This is a genomic window from Pseudenemella bisphenolivorans, from assembly GCF_051133435.1.
Classification (GTDB): Bacteria; Actinomycetota; Actinomycetes; order Propionibacteriales; family Propionibacteriaceae; genus JAAYAO01.
Genome location: NZ_JBPGNY010000004.1, coordinates 147,853 through 171,011, shown reverse-complemented (window position 1 = coordinate 171,011; position 23,159 = coordinate 147,853). Strand labels below are relative to the sequence as shown.

General features: G+C 68.0%; 17 protein-coding genes. 10 read left to right on the top strand and 7 right to left on the bottom strand.

Annotated elements, in window-relative coordinates; genetic code table 11:
* Together nudC and ACR4XW_RS10905 are read left to right on the top strand one after the other, a co-directional pair.
* Positions 1–867 carry an NAD(+) diphosphatase gene (nudC, locus tag ACR4XW_RS10910; protein ID WP_434760587.1) on the top strand — a complete coding sequence of 289 codons (867 nt, stop codon included), beginning with the start codon at positions 1–3 and terminating at the stop codon, positions 865–867.
* 27 nt (positions 868–894) lie between these two features.
* Positions 895–1,494 (top strand): hypothetical protein, encoded by a 600-nt coding sequence (locus tag ACR4XW_RS10905; protein ID WP_434760586.1) that lies wholly within the window; start codon positions 895–897, stop codon positions 1,492–1,494.
* Positions 1,495–1,790: 296 nt separating this feature from the next.
* Here ACR4XW_RS10905 and recD read toward each other — a convergent pair whose 3' ends face one another.
* The 4 genes from recD to ACR4XW_RS10885 all read right to left on the bottom strand — a co-directional run bounded on the left by recD (position 1,791) and on the right by ACR4XW_RS10885 (position 10,593).
* Positions 1,791–3,683 carry an exodeoxyribonuclease V subunit alpha gene (gene recD / locus ACR4XW_RS10900; RefSeq protein ID WP_434760585.1) on the bottom strand — a complete coding sequence of 631 codons (1,893 nt, stop codon included), beginning with the start codon at positions 3,681–3,683 and terminating at the stop codon, positions 1,791–1,793.
* A complete protein-coding gene (locus ACR4XW_RS10895; protein ID WP_434760584.1) occupies positions 3,671–7,003 on the bottom strand; it encodes a UvrD-helicase domain-containing protein in 3,333 nt (1,110 codons plus the stop codon). Before ACR4XW_RS10895 ends, recD begins: the two co-directional genes overlap by 13 nt.
* A complete protein-coding gene (gene recC, locus ACR4XW_RS10890) occupies positions 7,000–10,278 on the bottom strand; it encodes an exodeoxyribonuclease V subunit gamma (RefSeq protein WP_434760583.1) in 3,279 nt (1,092 codons plus the stop codon). Before recC ends, ACR4XW_RS10895 begins: the two co-directional genes overlap by 4 nt.
* A 66-nt stretch (positions 10,279–10,344) precedes the next feature.
* On the bottom strand, positions 10,345–10,593 hold the full coding sequence (locus ACR4XW_RS10885; RefSeq protein ID WP_434760582.1) for a mycoredoxin: 249 nt from the start codon (positions 10,591–10,593) through the stop codon (positions 10,345–10,347).
* Positions 10,594–10,674: 81 nt separating this feature from the next.
* Between ACR4XW_RS10885 and ACR4XW_RS10880 the strand changes: the two genes are divergently transcribed.
* From ACR4XW_RS10880 to ACR4XW_RS10865, 4 genes are all read left to right on the top strand, one after another.
* Positions 10,675–12,771: an ATP-dependent DNA helicase UvrD2 gene (locus tag ACR4XW_RS10880; RefSeq protein ID WP_434760581.1), complete on the top strand. Its 2,097-nt coding sequence runs from the start codon at positions 10,675–10,677 to the stop codon at positions 12,769–12,771.
* A 166-nt stretch (positions 12,772–12,937) separates the two neighbouring features.
* Positions 12,938–13,090 carry a hypothetical protein gene (locus ACR4XW_RS10875; RefSeq protein ID WP_434760580.1) on the top strand — a complete coding sequence of 51 codons (153 nt, stop codon included), beginning with the start codon at positions 12,938–12,940 and terminating at the stop codon, positions 13,088–13,090.
* 113 nt (positions 13,091–13,203) lie between these two features.
* On the top strand, positions 13,204–13,470 hold the full coding sequence (locus tag ACR4XW_RS10870) for a WhiB family transcriptional regulator (protein ID WP_434760579.1): 267 nt from the start codon (positions 13,204–13,206) through the stop codon (positions 13,468–13,470).
* A 64-nt stretch (positions 13,471–13,534) separates the two neighbouring features.
* The gene (locus ACR4XW_RS10865) at positions 13,535–14,212 is read left to right on the top strand and encodes a helix-turn-helix transcriptional regulator (RefSeq protein ID WP_434760578.1); all 678 of its coding nucleotides are present in this window, start codon (positions 13,535–13,537) and stop codon (positions 14,210–14,212) included.
* A 19-nt stretch (positions 14,213–14,231) separates the two neighbouring features.
* Here the strand turns inward: ACR4XW_RS10865 and ACR4XW_RS10860 are convergent, their stop codons facing one another.
* The 3 genes from ACR4XW_RS10860 to ACR4XW_RS10850 form a co-directional block, all read right to left on the bottom strand.
* Entirely contained in the window at positions 14,232–15,569 is a 1,338-nt protein-coding gene (locus ACR4XW_RS10860; RefSeq protein ID WP_434760577.1) for an ABC1 kinase family protein, read from the bottom strand.
* A 17-nt stretch (positions 15,570–15,586) separates the two neighbouring features.
* Positions 15,587–16,495, bottom strand: a complete 909-nt coding sequence (locus ACR4XW_RS10855; RefSeq protein ID WP_434760576.1) for a hypothetical protein — start codon at positions 16,493–16,495, stop codon at positions 15,587–15,589.
* A 234-nt stretch (positions 16,496–16,729) separates the two neighbouring features.
* A complete protein-coding gene (locus ACR4XW_RS10850) occupies positions 16,730–18,103 on the bottom strand; it encodes a zinc-dependent metalloprotease (RefSeq protein ID WP_434760575.1) in 1,374 nt (457 codons plus the stop codon).
* 124 nt (positions 18,104–18,227) lie between these two features.
* On the opposite strand from ACR4XW_RS10850, the gene ACR4XW_RS10845 reads away from it, so the two are divergent.
* From ACR4XW_RS10845 to ACR4XW_RS10830, 4 genes are read left to right on the top strand one after another with little or no spacing between them, the layout of a single operon-like run.
* Entirely contained in the window at positions 18,228–18,647 is a 420-nt protein-coding gene (locus ACR4XW_RS10845; protein WP_434760574.1) for a molybdenum cofactor biosynthesis protein MoaE, read from the top strand.
* Positions 18,644–19,693 (top strand): YlbL family protein, encoded by a 1,050-nt coding sequence (locus ACR4XW_RS10840; RefSeq protein ID WP_434760573.1) that lies wholly within the window; start codon positions 18,644–18,646, stop codon positions 19,691–19,693. Before ACR4XW_RS10845 ends, ACR4XW_RS10840 begins: the two co-directional genes overlap by 4 nt.
* Before the next feature lies 1 nt (position 19,694).
* Positions 19,695–20,243 (top strand): PPA1309 family protein, encoded by a 549-nt coding sequence (locus ACR4XW_RS10835; protein WP_434760572.1) that lies wholly within the window; start codon positions 19,695–19,697, stop codon positions 20,241–20,243.
* Positions 20,240–23,089, top strand: coding sequence for a UPF0182 family membrane protein (locus ACR4XW_RS10830; RefSeq protein ID WP_434760571.1), 2,850 nt, complete (start codon positions 20,240–20,242; stop codon positions 23,087–23,089). Before ACR4XW_RS10835 ends, ACR4XW_RS10830 begins: the two co-directional genes overlap by 4 nt.
* The last annotated feature ends 70 nt before the right edge of the window (positions 23,090–23,159 follow it).

Genomic DNA, 23,159 nt, shown 5'->3' with positions numbered 1-23,159 from the left:
GTGAGCAACTGGGGATCCGGAAGCCTGCTGGAACGGGCCGACGAAGAACGGGAGCAGCCCGGGTGGGTCGAGCAGCAATGGCACGACGACGCCTTGTTGCTGCAGGTCGGTGAGCGCGGAATGTTGCCGATCACCGACGATGCGCTGCGCTTCCAGCCGGTGCGCGGTGACTACGACCCGCACCGGCACTTCCTGCTGGGCATCCGCGATCAGGTGCCGATCTTCGCCGAGGAAGTCGCCGTCGATGGTGCTGCCGAGCCGCTGATCCTGATCGGCAAGAATCTTTCCGAGGTCGACCTGGAAGTGGCCACGGTCGCCACCGCCTTGCTGACCTGGCACCGGGCCGAACAACACTGCGGACGATGTGGCGCGAGCACCGAGGCCCAACGCGGCGGATTCAGCCGCTACTGCGCCGCCTGCCACAGTGATCACTTCCCCCGCCACGATCCGGCCGTGATCGTGGCCGTGGTGGACGACGACGACCGGCTGCTGCTGGGCCATCACGTCGACTGGGACGAGTACCGGATGTCGCTGCTGGCCGGCTTCGTCGCGGTGGGGGAAACCTTCGAAGACGCCGTGCACCGAGAACTGGCCGAGGAGGCCAAACTCACCTTGGATGCGATGCGCTATGTCGGTAGCCAGCCCTGGCCCTTCCCACGATCGTTGATGGTCGGTTTCGTCGCCCATGCGGTGACCCCGGACTTTCAGGTCGACGGGCGCGAGATCATCCATGCCGAATGGTTCTCCCGTGAGGAGATGAATGCCCGGTTGGCCGAGGGCACGCTGAAGATGCCCGGTAGTTGGTCGATCTCCAATCGGATCATCGAGGACTGGCGGGCCGGGCGTTTGCCCGATCCACGCAGTTGAGGCTTGCTCGAGGAGTAGCCTGGGAGGGTGTCCGATCAACGTCCGCGTCGCCCCAGCTTCCAGGAACCGGCTGCGCTCGAAGCGCTGGCCGAAAGATCCGATCCCTTCGCCGAGATGCACGCCGCCCACGAGTCGGCCGCGGTGTTGTTGCGGGCCGGGCAGTCGGCCGATGACCCGGAGGTGACCGAACGGCTGCTGGTGTTGGCCGAGGAGGTGGGCCTGCCGACGTTGGCCGACTTCTGGGCCCGGCGTCCCGCACATTCGCTGCCGGGTGCGATGTACCGGCTTTACCTGCTGCGCGAATGGATGCGGTCCGACCCCTATGCGGTGGCCCGCGAGTACGGCGCCGGAGTGCCCTTCACCGAACCGAACCACGCGGTGGCAGGAATCGAACCGCCGGGCCCGGACGAGGTCCGCCGGGTGGCCGACGAAATCCTGCGGGGAGCCTTCACCGGTGACTTCGCGATAGCCCTGGAACGGGCCGCGGCCTTCTGCCATGTGGTCGTTTCGGGACGCTCCGAACTGGCCCGGAATTCCGACGACCTCGGCAATGCCGGACGGCTGCAGCGCCTGGCCAATGACTTGACGGTGTGCGCGAAACTGTGGCGGGCCGGCTCGCTGGAGTAACGGCCACTGGTCCGGCGAGAGCTACCGGTGGGCATCACCACAACCAACGAAGCGATAAGCCCGGAGAGTATTTGGGTCCGGCCCTGCCGAGCGACTATTGTCGAGCATGCGTCGGGTTGCGGTAGCCCCGGGCTCCAACTTTAGCCGCCACGAGCGGCCTCGCGCCGACAGGCGCTCCCAGCCCGGCGCCCTACTTTTCTTCATGCCCGCTCATCCGAGCGGGCATTTTGCCTTTGGGCGGTGCTGTGCACCACCCCCGTGTGTTCCTCCAGACGCCGGGCTGTTTCTCCGGATGATCAGTGCTGCTCCTCCAGGCGTCGCCGCAGACCGCTGGCTCGGTTCGCCGGGCGCCCGACCGCGATGCGCACCGCCTCGGCAGTGCCGATCACATCGACGGCCCGGGCCGCCCGGGTCACCGCGGTGTAGAGCAGTTCTTTGGTCAACACGGGCGAATCCGTGGGCGGCAGAATCACCGCGACCCGCCCGAATTGCGACCCCTGAGCCTTGTGAATGGTCATCGCGTGAACCGTTGCCAAGTCGTCGAGCAGAGTCGGGGCCCACCTGGTGCCGTCGGCCTCGAACACCACCCGGGGACCGTCCTCGGTGGCAATCACCACGCCGGTATCACCGTTGAACAAGCCGAAGTCGCGATCATTGCGGGTGACCATCACCGGACGGCCCAGGTACCACTCCCCGTCACCGTGTCGAAGTCCCAGCCAGCTTTCGATCTCGCGCCCCCACCTGCTCACCCCGTGAGGGCCGTGCCGATGGGCGCACAGCACTCGGTACTGCTCCAGGGCCTGCAGTGCACCGGCTGCGTCCCCCGCTTCGGCGGCCAGGTGCAGTGCCTGCCCGGCCGTGACCACGTGATCTCGCACCTCCTCCGGAATGGTGCTGCTCACGTCGGTCTCGATCAGCCGGGCATTATCGGCCACCGGGTCGGCGACCGGCGCGGTCAACAGGTCGATCACCCGGTCGGCGTCCGAGACCCGGATCGCCTCGGCCACCTCCTGCAACCGACCCCGGAACCGCCAGGTGTGGGTCAGCTCGACCACCTGGCCCGACACCGACCCGAGCAGGGCGGCTTCCCTCGGTGCCACGCGTTCGATGAGCGAAGACAACCGCGCGGAGGGGGCTCGTTCGGCGGTACAGATGTCGGCCAGTACTGCGCCGGCTTCCACCGAGGTGAGCTGGTTCGGATCCCCGATCAGCACCAACCGGGTGCCGGTGCCGTCCTCGGCCGGCGGCCGTACCGCCCGCAACAGGGTGTCGGTCAGCGACAGCGACATCATCGAGGTTTCATCGACGATCACGATGTCGTAGGGCAGGGGGTTCAGCTCATCGCGGCGCGCGGAACTGAACGGCCCCCAGATCTGCAGCAGGCTGTGCAGGGTTACCGCCCGCAGCGGCGGCACCAGCCCCCGCCAGGGTTCGGGCAGACCGGCCACCGAATCGGCGACCGCCTCCGACAGCCTGGCCGCGGCCTTGCCGGTGGGCGCTGCCAGGGCAACGCGGGGCGGTTCGGGGGCCTGGGCGTACATCAGCGCCAACAACTTCGCGACGGTACTGGTCTTGCCGGTACCCGGCCCGCCGGCGATCACAGTCAGCCAATCGCTGTTGCTGAGGATCGCCGCCACCTGCTGCCGGTCGACCTCGTCCTCGGCCAAACCCTCCCGGGTGAACAGCGCCGCCAAGCCCTCGGACAGCACGCCCTCGTCCACCGACGGGGGAGCAGCTCGGCGGTACTCGACCAGCCGGCGCCGGATCGCTTCCTCCTGCAGCCAATACCGCTCCAGGTACAGCAAGCCGTCGACCTGCCGCAGCGGACGCGGACCTTCATCGGCGTCCGGCCCCAACGTGGTCAACGGTGAGGCCTCGACCGCGGCCGACCATGCGCCGGGCTCGGGCCAGGGCAGGGCATCGCTGCTGAACCCTTCGTTCAGGTCGAACGGCGTGTCGGCCACGGTCGTCAGATCCAGGCAGACCGAGCCCTGTTGCAGGGCCCGCACCGTCAGCGCCAGGGCCAGCAACACCGGTTCGTTCGTTTCGTCCAGCAGTTGGCCGAATCGCATCGCCACCCGGATGTCGGCATGTCCGAGCACTCCCGCCTCGGCGAACTCCGCCAGTAGGGGCGGGGCTCCCACCGCGGCATCGGCCTCGGAGATCGGGGTGTCGGTCAAGATGCCCATCGCGCACCTCCGGCGATCAGATCGGACAGGTCACATACCAACCCGGCGGGTGGCCGCCAGGAGAACACCCCGTGCGGTACGTCGTCGACCACCGGGGTTTCGGGCCCGGCCATTCCCCGGACGAACAGGTACAGCACCCCGCCGAGGTGTTCCTCGGGTCGATATCTGGGCTGTCGCCAGCGCAGGTACCGGTGTAGGGCCACTTGGTAGAGCAGGGCCTGCAGCGGGTAGTGGCTGCTCATCATGGCCTCGGCCAGCCGCTTCGGGTGGTAGTTGTCGACCAGCAGGTCGACGCCGGGGGCGCCCAGCCGGTTGGTCTTGTAGTCGCTCACCACGTAACGCGCTGCTTCCCGGTCGGTGAACCGGAAGACCGCGTCGATGGATCCGGTCAGGAAACCCCGCAGTGGCTCATCGGCGAGCATCGGGTCGCTCAACATCTCCGGATAGTCGATCAGAGGGTCGTCCGGGGGCAGCCGGTCGGCCATCAAGCTCGCCAGGTCTCCCAATCGCACCCGTCCGGCCGGGCTGTCGCCGCCGGCCAGGGGGTAGTCGAAATCGAGCTCGGGCAGCCGGTCGATCGTCGCGATATCGGCCAGCCGGCGACCACCGGCCAGCGGCCCGAGGGGGGTGAGCAGCGACGGCAGGAGGGCCTCGGTCAAGCCGGTGGCGTCGATCCCGGCCACCGGCAGCCGGGCCAACAGCCGTGCGCTGTGCCGATGCACCTCCGCGGCCAGATCGGGGGCGCGGAAATCGACCTCCTCCAGGACCGCGTGTACCAGTGTCCCGAATCGGGTGCCAGCCGGAAGATGCGACATCGGCGACAGCATGCCCGAGCCCACCGGAGTCGCCTCGTCGACCAACTCGAGGGTCTCGGGTTCGTCCTCGGTGCCCGATACCGGTGGTTCGCTCAACACATTCGGGCCCAGGGCATGTACCTGCGCGGTCAATCCCGAGTAGGAGGTGCGCCGCCAGGCCCGGTCGATCTCCCGGGTGAAGACCCGGGCTCGCAGGTTCGTGGCGTTCTCGACTCGTGGTGGCGGCAACACGGTGTCGGTGATCTTGGAGTAACTCACCACGGCACCGGCGCGGCTCAGGTGGGGCAGTCCGTCGGGGTGCGGCTCGATGGGTTGGGTGACCTCGGTGGCCGGCACCTGGCCGGGCACCCGTGGGGTGTAGAGCATCCGGTGCAGGGGGGAGCACTTGGTGCGGTTGCGCACGTCGGCCCACCACAGGGTCAGTTGATGCTGGGCCCGGGTGGTGGCGACGTAGAAGAGGCGTAGATCTTCGTCGAACTGTTCGGCCTCGGCGAGCTGACCGTGCTGCTGGGAGACCGCACCGTAGGGGAAAACCACGTCGAGCATCCGTTTGAACCGGCCGTCTTCGCGGTCGTGGTAGCTGGGCAACAGGTCCAGCGGTGGGATGTGGTCCCAGGTGTCGGGCAGAAACACCAGAGGGTATTCCAGGCCCTTGGCGCCGTGCATGGTGGAAATGAAGACCACATCGGAGTCGGTCTCCAACCGGCGTGGCTCTTCGTCCGAGCCACGCAACAGCGCCCGCTGCTTGCGCAACCACGCCAACAGTCCGGCGGTACCGAGGTTCTCGGCGCCTTGCGCCTGGTGCAACACCTGGGCCAAATGCCGCAGGTCGGTGACCAGGCGCTCGCCGTCCTCGGTGCCCAGCAGCCGCCCGGTCACGTCACGGTCGACGCTGAGGCTGTCGAAGAGGGCACTGACCCCGTCGGTCGCCAACACCCGAGCCCATTGGCGTACCTGCTGCATCAACTCGGCGTGGTCGGCCTCATCGGAGGCGGCGAGGTCTTGCAGACTCCATCCGATCAGCGGGGTCAACGCCAGGCCCCGCACCTGTGGTGCCCGGGGGCTGTCCAGAGCTGCCAAAAGGGTCTCCCAGTACTGCGCGGCCGGGGAGGAGAACACTCCCTTGGCTCCGGGGAACACCACCGGTACCCCACGCCGCCGGAGCGCGTCGCGGACGAACTCACCCATCGCGATCGTGCGCACCAGTACCGCCATGTCGCCGGGTCGCACCGGCCTGGGGTCTCCGTCCTTGGGATGCACGATCGGGGGGTCGGTGAGTGTTTCGGCGATGTGGGAGGCCGCGTGTTCGGCGATCGCCGGACGAGCCTGCCAGTAGTCGTCGAAGGTGCCTTCGATCAGGCGGACGTTCATCGGTGCCGCGGCTGCACCGTTGGTGTGGAACAGGCGCCCGTTCTGATGGGAATCGACCGGCGTGACAGCGATCCCTTCTCCCAGAGCCGCCTGCCCGAACAGTGCGTCCAGGCAGCGCTGCACCGGGCGATCGGTGCGCCAGTTGCGGTCCAGGGTGAACACCTCGGCCCCGGCCCTGGCGTCCAGGTAGCTCTGTACGTCGGCTCCACGGAAACCGTAGATGGCCTGTTTCGGGTCGCCGATCAACACCATCGTGGAGCGGCCGTCGAAGGCCCGGCGCAACACCTGCCACTGCACCGGGTCGGTGTCCTGGAACTCGTCGACCATCACCAGGGGAAAGCGCTGTTGGAGACGTTCGGCCACCAGGGCTCCCGTGGTGGGGTGGCCGAGCGCATCGCGCAGCCGGTTCTGCAGATCGTCGAAGGTCTGCACCCGCAGCCGACGCTTGCGCAGCTCGAACTCCTCGCGCACGTCGTGGGCGAACTCGACCTGGTCACGAGCCGCCTCGTGCAGGTCGGGGAAATCGCGCGGAGGCCAGAGTTCGGAGCCGGGATTGGTTGCCACCAGTTGAGCGATCTTCAGCCCATCGCGTTCCTGCCGCTTGCGCACCGACAACGGCAGGCTGGGCGACGGTTGCTTGCCGAAACGGCGCAGCCAGCAGTCCACGCCGATTTCGTGGATGAAGGAATCCACATCCTTGGTCAGGATCTGGGAGACGTCGTGATCGGCCAGCATCCCGAGTTCGGTCAGCATCGCGGCACAGAATGCGTGGGTGGTGCGGATCGTCGCCCGGTCGTACTCGCTCAGTGCAGCACGAATCCGGTGTAGAGCTGCGCCCCGGTCGCCGTCTCGATCGATGGCCTTGAGGATCGGGTCGTCGCCGGCCGGCCGGTCGGTGGTAAGGGCTTCGGCGGTGTCGGCCAACCGTTCCCGCAGGCGGGATCGAAGATCGCCGGTGGCGGCCTCGGTGAACGTGATCAGCAGCAATTGGGGTAGTTCAACCAGGCCGGCGGCCAGGTAGCGCACCGCCAGGGTGACGATCGCGAAGGTCTTGCCGGTACCGGCGCTGGCTTCCAGCAGCACCCGGGTGCCGGGGGCCGGCAGTTCACCGGCCAGGTCGAATGCCTTGCTCATGGACGCTCCTCATGTGCCAGCAGCGGGCCCCAAACTCGTTCGGCCAAGGCGACGAATTCGCTCTCCTCGGGGTCGTTGCCCAAAAGCTCGCGGTAATCGGTGAAGTGTTCATGCCAGGTCTTGTCGACGAATCTCCAGCGGTCCTCCCAGTCGAACCTGCGGCGCCGGGATCGGTCCTGCCAATCCCTCGCCAGCCCCACCGGCATCCGCACCAGGCGTTGCACACCAGCGTGGTACACCTCGACCAGGTCGGCCAGGTACTCCCGCGCCTGCTCAGCCGGCAGCGACCCGAACCGAACGACCCGGAACCTGAAGCTGCCCGGATGAGCCACCAGAACGGACTCCCGCTCCGGCGGCCCGGCGGCACACAGGGCAAGGTGGTTGAGCCACAACTCGACCTCGTGCTTGGCCTTGCGCTTCGACGCGGTGATCTGTAGGTGTGTCGAGCCGGCCACCGGCACCGCGCCGGTCACCACCGCATCGTTCACCACCGCGCCGGTCGCCATCGCATCGGGCAACGAGATGCGCACCGACTGGGGCACTTGGCGCAAGGTCCCGAATCTCTCGGCGGTGTGCACGATGTCCTGCATGTCACGCAACGAATCCGACAGCAGCTTCCGGCCGACCTGGAAGGCCGGCACCTTGCCCGCCCGCGATTCGCGCAGCGCGATGATGTCCGGTTCGGTGCCTTCGACCAGTGCGGTCAGCACGCGGTCGTTCAACTTCCAGTACTGCAGGCCGTCGAGGGCGGCGGGGAGTTCCTCGGGGTACTCCTCGTCGGCGTCCTCCCAGGTGGACAGGCCACAGCTCTTCAGGAAGTGGCGCAGGGGATCGGCGAAGAATGACACCAGATCGGCCAGGTCGACGGTGTCGGTTTCGGGCGCGGGCAGGGTGACGGTCAGGTCGAGCGACGGCACCGCGGTGCTGCGCGGGCCGGTCAGCGCACGAGCCCCGGCCAGGCCTTGTGGATCGAAACTGGCCGGCTCGGTCGCGTCGAAGTAACTCGGGGAGAAGGGCTGCAAGGGGTGCTTGCGGTGTGCGGCCGGCCACCGGTGCCGGGTCGGTTCCGAGACGGTTTCGGTGATCGTGTCGAACAGGTCGGCCAACGGAATGCTCATCGGGATCGAGCGGTTGCTCACCGGATCACGGTCGGCATGGATCACCACCAGGGTCTCGGTCGCCGACATCACCGCATCCAACAACAACTGTCGATCCTCGCCGGGGCCGTCACGTTCACCCTCGTGGGGATCGCGGGCCAACAGGTCGTCACCCACGGTGGTGCTGCTGCGCGGGAACCGGCCGTCGTCGACGCCGAGCAGCACCACGACCCGATGTGGCACCGAACGCATCGGCGACAGGGTGCACATGGTCAGTGCGCCGGTGCGGAAACTGGCCCGGGTCGGACGGCCCCGGAAGGCGTCGGCCAACAACTCCGAGACGTCTGCGGCGGTGAGCAGGGGCTGTAGGTCACCGGCGCCTTCGGCGAGATCGGCCAGGGTCGAGTAGGCGTGGTGGATCTGCCAGTCCTCGCCCGGTGCCGCCCGGGTGACCAGTTCGAGTGCCCGGCGCAACGATGCGGCCCAGTCGACCAAGGTCTTCCGCTCGGCGCGGTCGGGCTTCAGGCCGGCGAAGTCGAGGCTGATCCGCCGCAGCCGGGTGATGAGTTCGGCCAACCGTCCGACCAGGTCGACCATCGACGAGGAGTCGATGTCCAACGGTGTGACCCCGGCCAGGGCGCGTTCGGCCGGCAGGGCCACCCCGGTCAACATCCGGTCGAGGCCCGCCAGCCAGGTGTTGAGTTGAAAATCACCCATCCCGTGGCGGGCCATGTCGGCGTTGTCGATGCCCCAACGGATCTCGGCCTCATTCACCATCGCGGTGATCTCTTCGAGTTCCTCGACCGTGAAGGCGAAGCGGCGGGCCACCGGCTCGGCCGCGCACAGTGCCAGCAAGCTGCTGGCCCGGGGTCGCTGGTGCACCAACTCCAGCAGTTGCTCCAGGACCCCTAGCACCGGGTTAACCTGCCGCAGTGAGCGGTCGGCCAACCGCACCGGGATTCGGTGTACCGGGTGGTGGGCAGCCACCCCGTCCAGGGTCGTGCCGGAGAAGGCCGCCGAAATGTGCGGTGCATACACCTCGATGTCGGGGCACATCACCACGATGTCGCGCGGTTCCAAAGTCGGGTCGTCGGCCAACAGTTCGAGCACGACCTCGCGCAGTACCTCCACCTGGCGCTCGGGGCCGTGGCTGGCGTGGAACTGCACCGATCGGTCATCCTCGGCCAGATCATGGTCGGCCCGCGGTGGTTGCCCGCTGATCACATCGGCCTGTACCGCCGCCAACAGGGTCGTGGGCCCGTGGGCCGAAGGAGTGGCATGGTCGTGCACGGTGTGCCGAACCTGCTTCATCACCCGCGCCAGCTCGAGAGCATCGCGCCCCAACCGGTTCACCAGCGGGTGACCGCCGGTCGGCGGGGGTGTGCGGGGGCCGAGCGGACCGTCGGGGGCCTGGTGCCATTGCGCGGGGCAGGCCTGGGGCAACCACAGGTGCACGGCTCGATGCGCCCCGACCGCGGCCAGAATCCGGGCCTCGGTGGTGCTCAACCGGGTCGGACCGAAGACCGACAGTCGCGGCGGCAGGTCGATCAACCTCGGGTCGCCCTGCAACTGCCGCACCGCCTCGTCCAGGCGCCCCGAGGGGTCACCGATGCGGTTGCACAGTTCCCGCCACAGCCGGGGTTGCCATTGCAGATCGTTCGGCACCCGGTCGCGTCCCGACGACCAGTCCTGCAGCAGTTCGGGACGTTGATCGAGATAACCGGTGAAGACGGTCGCCACCCTGCGCGCGATCCGGAAGCGGCGGCCCGGGCGTCGTCCGGCGGCGCCCGAAAGGTGCTCGGCCACCACGGCGAACCACGGCTCGTCCAGCACCTCGTCCATCGTGGTGAGCACCGGCCAGACCAGCCGATTGCGCTGCCACGGGTCGGTATCGACGTCGACCCCGAGGGCGGCGGCGGTGATGTGCCGCACCAGCCGACGCAGTGGCGGGAAATCGATGCCGGCGCTGACCCCGTCCGCATTCTCGCCCGCCCCCAGGTGGGTGGACAGTGCCTGGGACAACCAGCGCTCCACCCCGGCGGTCGGCACGCTGACGATCTCGCGGGCGAAAGGATCCGCCGGTGGCTCGGCCAGTTCGTCGGCCAACGCCGTCGCGAGCACATCGGCTCGTGGAGCCAGATGGGCGTGCAGCCCGGTGAGTGGCGTTTCGGTGGTCATGGAGCCATCGTTGCAGAGGGCACCGACAGTTTCGGACGGGTGCGTCCCCGGTTGCGCGGAACCGGCTCAGACCTTCAGTTGGTTGAGCTTGGACACGACCTGAGCGCCGGTCGGGTTGGTCATCGTGGTGCCGTCGGGGAATTCCACCGTCGGCACCACCCGGTTGCCGCCGTTGATCTTCTTCACCTTCTCGGCCGCCTGTCGGTCGCGATCAACGTCAACCTCGCGCCACACCACACCGCGCTCGGCCAGCGACTCGGTGAGCGAGGCGCAGTAGGGGCACCAACTGGTCACGTACAGAGTCAGATCGCTCATGGGCAGGGAGCATAGCTGGCACCGCGGGCCCGGCGCCGCACCGTTACGAAACTGTCGGTGGTGACACCTATGGTTACTGGCATGCGTCGCGATCCCGAACACCTGCTGGCTGCGCTCGACCCCGAACAGCAGCAGGTGGCCCGTGCCCTGACCGGGCCGGTGGTGGTGATCGCGGGGGCCGGTACCGGTAAGACTCGGGCGATCACCCATCGCATCGCCTACGGTGTGGCAACCGGCACCTATGCACCGCGCAATGTGCTGGCGCTGACCTTCACCACTCGGGCCGCCGGAGAGCTGCGTTCCCGGCTGAGCGAACTGGGCGCCCCCGGGGTGCAGGCCCGCACCTTCCACTCCGCCGCCCTGCGTCAGGCGCAGTATTTCTGGCCGCGGATCCACGGCGGTGAACTGCCGCCGGTACTCGACAATCCGTACCGCTTGGTGGCCGGGGCCGCCCAACGGCTCGGGCTGGAGGCGGAAACCGCGCTGGTGCGTGACCTGTTGGGCGAGATCAGTTGGGCGAAGGTCAACAATGCCGACCCCGAACGCTACGCGGGCCTGGCCCGGGCCCAAGGACGCGAGGTGGCCTCGGCCGATCCGGAGGCGGTGGCCCGGGTATTCACCGCCTACGAGGACGCGAAACGCGAGGCCGGCCGGATCGACTTCGACGACATTTTGTTGTGCACCGCCGCCCTGCTGGCCCAGCACGAGGAGGTGGCTGCCGAGTTCCGGCGCAATTATCGCCACCTGGTGGTCGACGAATACCAGGACACCTCGCCCCTGCAACAACGTCTGCTCGAGTTGTGGCGTGGCCCCCATGAGGAGCTGTGTGTGGTGGGTGACCCGGCCCAGACCATCCACACTTTCGCCGGTGCCCGGGCCGAGTATCTGACCAGCTTCACCCGACGTCACCCCGACGCCACCGTGGTTCGCCTGCACCGCGACTACCGCTCGACCCCGCAGGTGGTGCAGGTGGCGAACCGGCTGAACCATGCTGCCGGGGTGCTGTCGGGAGTGCAACTGGTCGCCCAGCAACCGTCCGGGCCCGCCCCGATCTTCACCGAAGCCCCCGACGAGGCGGCCGAGGCGGCAGCCGTGGCCGACTGGTTGAAGCAACGTCACGAGGCCGGGGTCGAGTTGCGCGAGATGGCGGTGTTGTTCCGGATCAACGCCCAATCACCGGTGTACGAACAGGCCCTCAGCGAACGAGGCCTCAGCTATGTGGTGCGCGGTGGCGAACGCTTCTACGAGCGGGCCGAGGTGCGTCAGGGCCTGGGCGCACTGCGTGGCGAAGCCCGCAACGGCGCCGTGTTGGGCGAGGTCGTGCCCGACGACCCGGTACAGCGAGCCGTGGCGGTACTACGGGCGATCGGGTGGACCGAGGAACCACCCTCGGGATCGGGTGCGGTACGGGAACGCTGGGAGTCCTGGGCAGCCCTGGCCGCCGCGGTCGAAGACCTCGCCAAAGCCGACCCGGAGGCCGATTTCGCCCTGTTGATCGGTCGGCTCGAAGATCGCGCCGCCGACCAGCACGTGCCGCAGGCGCACGGGGTCACCCTGGGTACCCTGCACTCGGCCAAGGGACTGGAATGGGACGCTGTTGCGTTGGTGGGGGTCCACGAGGGGTCGGTGCCCTTCGTGCTGGCCCAGACGCCCGACGAGATCGCCGAGGAACGCCGACTGTTGTACGTCGGCGTCACCAGGGCCCGCAGGGACCTGTGGATCTCCTGGTCGACGAGCCGCTCCGGTGGGGGTCGGCGCCGGTCGGCCAGCCGCTTCCTGGACGGCATCCGGCCGCAGAGCGCCCGCACCGCCGGGGCGGCCAAACCCCGAAAGCAACGCCGCCGCGGGACGGCTCTGTCGGCGACCTGCCGCACCTGTGGCACCCGCTTGGTGGATGCGGCCGAACGCAAGGTCGGTCGATGTTCCGACTGCCCGCCGACCTATGACGAGAACACCCTCACCCTGTTGAAGGAATGGCGTCGGCAGGAGGCCGCCGAACTGCGTCAACCCGCCTACTGCGTCTTCACCGATGCCACCCTGATCGCGATCGCCGAGGCCAAACCGACCGACGATCGGGCGCTGCGCAAGATCCACGGCATCGGGGCCACCAAGGCCGAACGCTACGGCGAAACGATCCTGACCCTGCTGTCGGCGGGCACCTTGCCCACCGGCGACTGAACACGGCCGACCAGCGACTGAACACGGCCCGCGGACGTGGCCGAACCCCCGCAACTGAGACAAAGAATTAAATAGGTTGCGCGCCCTGCCCGGGGGTCTCTACGGTGTATGACGTCCTTGTGGTTCGCACAGGGCGAATGAATCGAGCAGGGAGGAGGGGCTGATCATGGTGGATTTCACCACGCGAATGAACGCGGTGCTGCAGAGCGTCAGCCTGTCCGCCAAGCGCCCGTGGCTCTATGGCGAGCGTGCACATGCCGCCACCACCGGCTTCAACCCGTTCATTCGTCCGGACGTCTTCGGCCCGACCGAGGTGTAACTCTCCTCTCCTCGCGGCCGTGATGTCCCACCGGGGATCACGGCCCACGTGTCCACGGTCCAGCCCCCAGCTATCAGGGGCCTACCGGCCCCAGGCACCACAGGAGACACCACATGACCACCATCATCGACGAGCACGTGCGCTTGCCATGCCACGTCGTCGACCCCGACCTCTTCTTCGCCGAGGTGCCCGAACAGGTCGAGCAGGCCAAGGCCGTGTGCGGCCCCTGCCCGATGCGGGCCGAGTGCTTGGCGGGCGCCGTGGCGCGCGAGGAGCCGTGGGGCGTATGGGGTGGCGAGTTGTTCGTGCGCGGCGCGATCGTGGCCCGCAAGCGGCCACGTGGCCGGCCGCGCAAGGACGCGCTGCCCTTGGCGGCCTGAGAGCATGCACCCGGCTTACCCAAATATTACATGTGAGGTGTAACAAATCGGGTAGGCTGGGTGCATGCCTCATGGTCCCCACGCCACAGCCACGATCCCGCCGCTACCGCGGGCCCGGCGGCGGGTCCTGACCGCCCTGGCGGACATCTTCGACGGCAAGCCGGTATTGCTCACCGACATCGCCGAACGGGTGGGCGGGCATCCGAACACCTCACGCCAGCAACTCGACCAACTGGTTGCCGACGGGCTGGTCGAATCCGAACCGGTCGCCCGGATCGGACGAGGTCGCCGCCCCCTCGGATTCAAACCGACCTCGGCCGGGCGGCAGGCTCTCACGGGCTCGGGTGCTCAGGCCGAACACACCGAACTGCTCAGAGCTTTCGCCGGTTACCTCGTGACCAAACCGGACGCCGCGGAAGAGGCCCGGGCGGTGGGGGAGTTGTGGGGCCACGAACTGGCCCTCCCACCCACCCCCGACGAAATGGCCGCGGTGATCGAACTGCTGGAGATCCTCGGCTTCGACCCGGCCCACGCCACCACCGACCAGGGTGAGGCGGTGCTGCTGCGGGCCTGCCCATTGCTGGATCTGGCCCATTCCGATCCCGAGGTGGTGTGTGAGGTACACCGCGGCATGATCGAGGGGGTACTGGCCAAGGTCGGCGCCAACCGGGGCGTGGAACTGCGCCCCTTTGCCTGCGAAGAGGGCTGCCACCTGATCGTCACCGACCAGCCGGCCGAATAACCCTGGGCTGCCGGACTGCTCAGTCCTCGTCGCGCCAACCGGGCAGAAACTCGTCCAGCACCCCGGCGAAGGGTGCCCGCACGTCCAACTGACTGAGGACCGACACCGCCCCCAGGTAGACCCGGTCGATCATCAGGAACTCCGGCGGCAGGTTCAGCTTGGCCGCCACCCCGTCGGGCCCGGAGGCCTGATGCACCCGCAGGGACTGATGGCGCATCCAGTCACGGGTGAAATGGAACTCCTCGACCGCTGCGGGTTCGACGAACGGGGTGAGGAACTCGATCAGTTCGGTCGGATCCACCTGTCCGGCGATGAATCCCAGATCGGCCAAGCCCGCCGCGAGCACGTCGGCATCACCTCGGGCGCAGAGCTTGAGCAACCTGCCCATCACCGGTGGGAGCCCGTCCGGGAAATGTTGGACCCCACCGAAGTCGAGCACCCCCAACCGTCCGTCCGGCATCACCCGGAAGTTGCCGGGGTGCGGATCGGCGTGCAGCAGGCCGACCCGCTCGGGGGCGGCGAAGAGGAACCGGGCGTACTGCAGCCCCACGCGGTTGCGGTCTTCGGCGGGCCACTCGGCCACATCCATCAGCGGGGTGCCGTCGACCCATTGACTGACGATCACCTTGGAGGTGTGGGCCAGGGCCGAGGGGACGAAAAACTCGGTGCTGTCGGCGAAACCGTCGGCGGCGCGCTGCTGGGCCGCGGCCTCGAGGGCGTAGTCGACCTCTTCACCGACCCGTGCGGTCAGCTCGTCGACCAGCGGCTTGACCTCGATCCCACCGCTCAGCGGAGCCAGCACCGTGGACAGCCGGGCGAGCTGTTTCAGATCCGATTGCAGGGCCTCATCGGCTCCCGGGTACTGCACCTTGACCGCGACGGGTTCACCGGTGTCGGCCCACACCGCCCGGTGCACCTGTCCGATCGATGCCGCCGCCGACGGGCGGGGCCGGAAATCACTGAACATGTCACGCCAGTCGGGGCCGAACTCCTGGCTCAGGATGGCGTGCACCCGGGCGGTGGCCATCGGTGGTGCGGCCTCCTGCAGTTTGCGCAGGTGCTCGCGGAAGGGCGCGCCGTATTCCTCCGGCATCGCGGCCTCGACCAGGCTGAGCGCCTGACCGACCTTCATCGCCCCGCCCTTGAGGTCACCCAACACCCGGAAGAGTTGTTCGGCGGCCTGACGTTGCAGATCGGCGTTCACCTCTTCGGCCGAACGTCCCGACAGCCGGCGTCCCAACCCTGCGGTGGCCCGCCCGGCCAGGCCCAGCGGCAGAGACGCCAACTTCGCCCCCCGGGCCAATGCGCCACGGGCGGGGGTGCCTTCGCTCTTGTTGCGCCGACGGTCCTGGGCCATGTGCCCCATTGTGACAGCTAGGCGGCAATCATCAGACCGGCGATATCCTGACCGTCCCAGTGACACAGACAGCTCGGATGAGATCGCCACCGACGCCACCGCGGGGTCCACTGCGGCGCCGTAACGGTCGCGGTGTGTCCGAGCAGGGCGCTGTTCCCGCCATGATGAAAGCCGAGCACCTCGGTGGCCGCGGTGACGGCCGCCCATCGCGCCGCCAGGTCGGGCATCGCCAACCGGACCCGGGTCAGTTGCATCAACAACTGCGGCCATTGCGGGTCGAGGGTGCGGGCATGCAGGTCGAGGCAGTTCAGGCAGGGCCCTGCTCCCGGCACCACCAGGGGACCCAGCACCACCCCCTCGGCCACCGGACGCACCACCAGGTGGGTGATGTCGTTGCCGGCACAGGCGGAGGTCAGGGCGCGGTCGGTCTCGGCGGTTTCGGTGTTGATGATGGTGAGTACGTCGGGCTCTCGCGGGATGGTCCATTGCTGATGCAGGAACAACCGGCCACGATGCTCGGCGGCCAGTAGTTGGCCCCGGCGTTGTACCCGGGGGTCGTCATCGAGCAGGGCGACCGCCACATGGTTCGCCCCACCGCGGAGCAACAGGTCGGCCATCTGCAACCCCCACGCGCCGGCGGCCAGCACCTGGGCGCGCAACGGCAGGGTGGGCTCGGGTTCGGCCAACAATCGGTGACGGCGCAACTCGTCGAGCAGTCGGGGCCAGTGCAACCCCGCGGTACGCCCGGCCCGGTCGGCCAGGGCATCGACACTGTGGTGGCCGTCGATCAGGGTCAGGAGTTCGAACAGGCCTGCCGGTGGATCATCGATCACCAGGGCACGGTCGGGGGTGCTTCCGATCTGCAGCGCCGAGCCCCGGCGCAACAGCACCGCGTGGTCGGCCAGCCGGGGGTGAGGGGTGGGCATGGCAACCATGGTGGATCACCGGCACCCCGCAATGGCAACTCGGCGACCAAACCGACAAGACCGAACCGACAAGACCGAACCGACAAGACCGAACCGACAAGACCGAACCCCGGACGAATCACCGCTGGCCTTCCCCTGCGAGCGGCTTCCATCCGGGGTTCGGACTTATGAGCCTAGGTGGCGCAGGTCACTGGGGTCAATCATCCCCAGGGGTGAGTTCACCGGTCGAGAAAGCTACTCCTGGTCGTCGAGCAGTTTGCGCAGTTCGGCGTCCAGGTCGAGCTCTTCGTTGTCGTCGGTTTCGCCCTTGACGTATCCCATCGGGTCGTCCAGCGCCGACGAACGCGGCAGCAGATCGGGGTGGGCCCACACCGCGTCGCGCTCGGCGGCGCCCCGGGCATCGCGCATCGCCGCCCAGAGGTTGGCCGCGTCCCGCATGCGCCGGGGCCGCAACTCCAACCCGACCAGGGTCGCGAAGGTCGCCTCGGCCGGCCCGCCGGTCGCCCGCCGACGCCGCATCGCTTCGGCCAGCGCCACCGCCGAGGGCATCCACTTGCTCGTGGCCTGGCTGACCACCTCGTCCACCCACCCTTCGACCAGGGCCAGCATCGTCTCCAGCCGTTCCAGGGTGGCGAGCTGTTCGGGGGTCTTGTGCGAGGTGAACAACTGTCCCTGCAACTGATCACTGAGCTCCTGCAGCGCGGCCGGGTCGATCGAGGCCGGATCCATCTCTCCGACGGCCGACTCCAGGGCCGAGGTGTCGATGGTGATGCCGTGGGCGTATTCCTCGACCAGGGCGAGCAGGTGCGGTCCCAACCACGGGGCGTGGGCGAACAAGCGCTGACGGGCGGACTCGCGCAGGGCCACGTACAACTGCACGTCGGTGGCCGATTCGGCCAGCCCCTCCCCGAAGGCCGCCACATTCACCGGCACCAGCGCGACCCGATGTCCGTCGTCCAGGGGCAGCCCGATATCGGTACTGCCGAGTACCTCGGTGGCCAGTTGCCCCAGGGCCTGGGCCAACTGGTGGGAGAACATCGCCCCACCCGATTGACGCAGCATCGGTCGCAGCAGTTCGTGCATTCCGGCCAGGGGTCCCAGATCCTCTGCCGGTTCCCCGAAGGTCAGGGAGTCGGCCATCGCGTCGGCGATGCTGGCCGCAACCGGCTCCACCAGACGCTGCCACACCGGCATGGTCTGCTCGACCCACTCCGCCCGGCTCCAGGTGGCAGCCGGTCCGCTCACCCGGGGCAGGTCGGTGGCCTGATCGAGCCAGGTGTCGGCCAGACCGACGGCCTCGGTGACCGCGCGACGATCGGCGTCACTGGGGGAGGGGTCGGTGCCCAGAGCGGCCACCTGACGACGCACCAGATCCTTGGTGGTGGCCCAGTTCACCCCCGAACCGGACACCTCGGCGGTGCCGCCCAGGCCCAGGCCGCTGAACATGTTCTGCAGCCCCTGCATGAACTCGGCCAGTCCTTCGGCGCCCGTGCCGGCACCGCCGAACAGCGATTCCATGCCGCCGGGGCCGAAGAGCGCTTCGAACGGGTTCTGCGGCTGGTTGGGGTCACCTTCGGGCTGTTGGTCGCCGGGACGGTCATCGGACATTCGACTCGGAGCTCCTAAAATGCGAGGTCCCTCCATTCAACCGCACCGGACAAGGCCTGCGCACCTATCGCAGAGGTCTGTTGTCGGATGGGGTGAAGTTGGCACTTCTCGGTAGGCTGCGGGCATGCCTCTTGACCTGCATGCGCGGATTGCGTCCGAGCCGTTGTCGGTGGACGCAGCCTTGGCGCGGGTCGGCTTGGCCGAGGTCGGTGGGGTTGCGATGTTCATCGGCGTGGTGCGCAACCACGACGGTGGACGCTCGGTGACCGCACTGGAGTACTCCAGCCATCCCACCGCCGAGGACGCCCTGGCCGACTGTGCCCGCAGCGTGGCTGCCGGCCACGACGTCCGCGCGATCGCGGTCGAACACCGCGTCGGTGACCTGAGGATCGGTGACTTGGCCGTGGTGGTGGCGGTGGGTGCCGCCCACCGCGCCGCAGCGTTGGAATGCTGCCGGGAACTGATCGACCGGTTGAAGGTCGAGGTGCCGATCTGGAAGCGCCAGTCGTTCGTCGACGGCGATGTCGAGTGGGTGGGCGCGTGACTCGCCAAACCTGGACGGCATTGGTGTCGGCGGTGCTGTTCGTCGGTTTGGCCGCCGCGGTGGCTCTGGTGCCGGTTCCTTTCGTCACCTGGAATCCCGGCCGGACGGTCAACGTGCTGGCCGGAGGGGAACCACCGGCACTCGATGTGGCCGGGGCCAGGTCCTATCCGACCACCGGCGAGCTGCACCTGACCACGGTGTCGACCACCCGGGTGGATTCGACCCTGGGCTTGCCCGAGGGCGTGATCGCCCATTGGTTGCCGAACCGCGACACCATGCCGCGGGAGGTGATTCACCCGCCGGGCCAGTCGGCCGAGGAGTCCCAGGCCGAGGACAAGCGGATGATGGACACCTCCCAGCAGAATGCGGTGGTTGCCGCGTTGCGGCAGGCCGACCTGAAGGTCACCGAGCACCCGGCGGTGGGTTCGGTGAACGTCGGGGGGCCCTCGGACGGTCTGCTGGAACCCGGTGACCTGATCATGGCCGTGGACGGCAGGTCGGTGGCGACTCCCGAGGACGTCAGCGCGGCGGTGCATCGCGTCACGGTGGGCGCCACCCTGGAGATGACCGTGCTGCGGGCCGGTACCGAACGTGCCGTCCAGATCACCACCACTGCCAGCAATGCCGACCCGAAACTGCCCGCGATCGGCATCGGGGTGCAGGTCGGCTACAAGCATGCCGCCCAGATCACCATCGTGATCGACCCGCGCATCGGCGGACCCAGTGCGGGCCTGGTCTTCGCCCTGGGTATCTACGACCTGCTCACCCCCGGGGCGTTGCTCGAAGGCAACGTCGTGGCCGGTACCGGCACCATCTCGCCCGACGGTCGGGTCGGGGGTATCGGTGGGGTGCACGAGAAGATCCGGGCGGCGGAGGAATCCGGCGCGCAGTTGTTCCTGTTGCCGGAGGCCAACTGTTCCGATTTGGGGGATCTGTCGACCAATGTGAAGGTGGCCAAGGTGGCCACCCTGGATGATGCGGTCAAGGCCATCCGCGACTACGCGAAAGACGGCCCCGCTGCGGTGCTGCCGACCTGTGAGAGGTGAGATGAACGTCGACCACGACGCGCTGGTGGCTGCGTTGGTGCAACTGGAGCATCACGTCGGACACCTCGGCTTCGACCAGCCACCACGACTGTTCGCCCTGGTGCGTACCGCGACGCTGATCGAGACCGAGCCGGAACTCGCCACTCAGGTCGGCTTGTCCACCGACGCGCCCGAGGGGTCCCTGACCGCGGTCGAACAGGACGGTTTCGACCCCGGCGACGATCTCGTCGCGGCCCTGAACCGGATCTTCTGGCCCGAGACCGTGGCCGGGGTGGCCTGTTCGATGGTCAGCAGTTTTTTGCCCAACGGGGTGGATGCAGAACTACCCGATGATCCCCACGAGGCGGCCGACTATGTGGCGGCGCACCCCGACAAGGTCGACCTGCTGGTGGTGGCCGGGGCGATGCGCAGCGGTGCCCGGCACGGGGTGGGCCGGTTGATCACCCACCCCGATGATCTGATTTCCGGCGATGACCTGGTGCCCGGGTTCACCCAGACCCTGGCCCGGACATTGCTCGACGACCCGACGACCGAGGAGTTCTCGACGTGAGTACGGCGACCATGCCACGGCGCACCAGGGCGCTGTTGCCCACCATCCTGATCGCGGGAGCGGTGGTGCTGGCGTTCATTCTGTTCACCAGCATCTGGACCGACCGCCTCTGGTATCACAGCGTCGGTTACGAGTCGGTGTTCGCCACCCAGTTGTGGACGCGGGTGGGCCTGTTCCTGGTGTCCGGGCTGGTGGCCGCTGCCGTGATCGGCGGTAATGCGGCCCTGGCCCAGCGGCTCCGTCCACCGACCCGCAGCGGACCGATGGCCAGCCCCTTGCTCGAGCGTTATCACTCGATGCTGCAGTCGCGGCTGCGGCGCACGGTATTGGCCACCGCTGTGCCGGCGTTGATCATCGGCGGCACTGCGGGTCTGGCCGAGACCTTCACCTTCCTGGCTTGGCGCAATGGCACCGAGTTCGGCGTCGCCGACCCGCGCTTCGGGCTCGACGCCTCGTTCTACGTTTTCGCTCTGCCCTGGTGGAAGTTCGTCGCCGGCTTCATGTTCTGGTTGTTGTTCTTCACCACCGTCGTCACGGCCCTGGTGCATTACCTCTTCGGCGGTCTGCAGGGCCGCAGCGCCACCAAGGCCGCCACCGCGCACATCTCGATCCTGGCCGGGTTGACCCTGCTGGTGCACGGGGTGCGGCTGTGGCTCGATCGCTACGGGTTGATGATCGACGACGCCCCGCTGTTGACCGGTCTGACCTACACCGACTCCCAGGTGCGGGTGTCGGGTCTGACGATCATGGCGGCGATCGCGATGATCAGCGCCCTGCTGTTCCTGGCCAATGTGTGGCTGCGGCGTTGGTCGTTGCCGGTGGTGTCGGTGGTGCTGATGCTGCTCAGCGGCCTGGTGATCGGGATGATCTACCCGGCGATCATCCAGGCGATTCAGGTCAACCCCGATGAGCCGGACACCGAACGTCCCTACATCGAAGATCACCTGAAGGCCACCAAGTCCGCCTTCGGCATCACCGATGTGGAGATCGAGAACTACGAGGCGGTCACCGACACCGAACCCGGCCAGTTGCGCGCCGATGCCGAGGCCCTGCCCGGCATCCGGTTGATCGACCCGGCCCTGATCGGCCCGGCCTTCGAGCAGTTGCAGCAGGTGCGCGGCTACTACTCCTTCCCCAAGGTGCTCGATGTCGACCGCTACACCATCGACGGCCAGCAGACCGACGCGGTGGTCGCGGCCCGGGAAATGGACATCGAAGGCCTGCAATCGCAGAGCTGGAACAACATCCGCACCGTCTACACCCACGGCTTCGGTCTGGTGGCCGCCTACGGCAACCGGCGCCAGCCCCAGGGTGACCCCGAGTGGATGGCCCGTGACATCCCGCCCACCGGCGCCCTGTCGGAGCACGAACCGCGGATCTACTTCGGCGAACTGCACTCCGACTACTCGATCGTCGGTGCCCCGGCCGGAACTCCGCCGGTCGAACTCGACACCCCCGGTGGTGGCGAGAGCGATGAGCCGACGCTGACCACCTACACCGGTGATGGTGGTGTGCCGGTCGGCAACTTCTTCAACAAGTTGTTGTACGCGGTGAAGTTCGCCGACGTGAACATCATGTTGTCCGACCGGGTGAACACCGAATCCAAGATCATCTACGACCGCACCCCGCGGTTGCGGGTGGCCCAGGCCGCCCCCTTCCTGCAGGTCGACTCCAACGCCTACCCGGCCATCGTGGAGGGCCGACTGGTGTGGATCGTGGACGCCTACACCACGTCCAACTCCTACCCCAACAGCCATCGGGTGTCGCTGGAGCAGGCCACCTCGGACTCGATGACCCGGCAGGCGATGGTCGCCCAGCCCGACCGGATGGTCAACTACATGCGCAACTCGGTGAAGGCCACCGTGGACGCCTACGACGGCACGGTCACCATGTACGCCTGGGACGAGGACGACCCGGTGCTGAAGACCTGGCGCAAGGTCTTCCCCGACACGGTGAAGGACCGATCCGAGATCTCCGACGACCTGTTGAGCCACCTGCGCTATCCCGAGGACATGTTCAAGGTGCAGCGCGAGGTGCTCGGCCGCTACCACGTCAGCGACCCGCACCTGTGGTACCAGCAAACCGACCTGTGGGTGACCCCCAACGACCCGGTCGCCGGTACCGGTTCGAAGGAGACCCCCTACTACCTGTCGATCCGCTGGCCCGGTGATGACGAGCCGGTGTTCAGCCAGACCACGGTGTATGTGCCGAACAACCGCTCTAACCTCGCCTCGTTCATGGCGGTCAACGCCGATGCGTCCCGCGACGACTACGGCAAGATCCGAATACTCAGAATGTCGGGCCAGCAACAGATCGACGGCCCCGGGCAGACCTTCAACGCGATGACCACCGACCCGGTGGTCGCCGAGACCCTCAGACCCCTGCTGAACCAGGGTGCGGCCTCGGCCGAGTACGGCAACCTGCTCACCCTGCCGGTGGGCGGTGGTCTGCTGTACGTGATGCCGATCTACGCCCAGCGGCAGGCATCGACCGGGTCCTACCCGGCGCTGCGATTCGTCGTGGTGCGCTTCGGCGAGAAGGTCGCGATCGGTAACACCTTGCAGGAGGCTTTGGACAAGGTCTTCGAGGGTGACTCCGGCGCCGAAACCGGTGAGGACCCCGACGCGATCGACGAGGAACCGCCGGCCGACGAACAGCCCGGCCAGACCGACCCGGGTGAGGGCACCGCCGACGAAGCGGCTGCTCGCCGGGCCCTGACCGAGGCCGAACAGGCCTTCAACGACGCCGAGAAGGCGCTGAAGGACGGCGATCTCGGCACTTACCAGGAGAAGAACGCCGAAGCCCGGGCCGCCCTGCGCCGAGCTCTGCAAGCGATGGGCCGATAGCGCCTGTCGACACTCCCTCGAGCACCTTCGTGGGGAGTGCTGGGCGTCTGCTGCTGCAAGTGGCCCGATT

Bases quoted from the DNA above. Each gene is read 5' to 3' on its own strand.
- ACR4XW_RS10885 (WP_434760582.1), bottom strand. From the start codon at position 10,593: ATGAGCGATCTGACTCTGTACGTGACCAGTTGGTGCCCCTACTGCGCC.
- ACR4XW_RS10845 (WP_434760574.1), top strand. From the start codon at position 18,228: ATGCCTCTTGACCTGCATGCGCGGATTGCGTCCGAGCCGTTGTCGGTG.
- ACR4XW_RS10880 (WP_434760581.1), top strand. From the start codon at position 10,675: ATGCGTCGCGATCCCGAACACCTGCTGGCTGCGCTCGACCCCGAACAG.
- recC (WP_434760583.1), bottom strand. From the start codon at position 10,278: ATGACCACCGAAACGCCACTCACCGGGCTGCACGCCCATCTGGCTCCA.
- ACR4XW_RS10870 (WP_434760579.1), top strand. From the start codon at position 13,204: ATGACCACCATCATCGACGAGCACGTGCGCTTGCCATGCCACGTCGTC.
- ACR4XW_RS10875 (WP_434760580.1), top strand. From the start codon at position 12,938: ATGGTGGATTTCACCACGCGAATGAACGCGGTGCTGCAGAGCGTCAGC.
- ACR4XW_RS10865 (WP_434760578.1), top strand. From the start codon at position 13,535: ATGCCTCATGGTCCCCACGCCACAGCCACGATCCCGCCGCTACCGCGG.
- ACR4XW_RS10850 (WP_434760575.1), bottom strand. From the start codon at position 18,103: ATGTCCGATGACCGTCCCGGCGACCAACAGCCCGAAGGTGACCCCAAC.
- ACR4XW_RS10835 (WP_434760572.1), top strand. From the start codon at position 19,695: ATGAACGTCGACCACGACGCGCTGGTGGCTGCGTTGGTGCAACTGGAG.
- ACR4XW_RS10895 (WP_434760584.1), bottom strand. From the start codon at position 7,003: ATGAGCAAGGCATTCGACCTGGCCGGTGAACTGCCGGCCCCCGGCACC.
- ACR4XW_RS10855 (WP_434760576.1), bottom strand. From the start codon at position 16,495: ATGCCCACCCCTCACCCCCGGCTGGCCGACCACGCGGTGCTGTTGCGC.
- ACR4XW_RS10860 (WP_434760577.1), bottom strand. From the start codon at position 15,569: ATGGCCCAGGACCGTCGGCGCAACAAGAGCGAAGGCACCCCCGCCCGT.
- recD (WP_434760585.1), bottom strand. From the start codon at position 3,683: ATGGGCATCTTGACCGACACCCCGATCTCCGAGGCCGATGCCGCGGTG.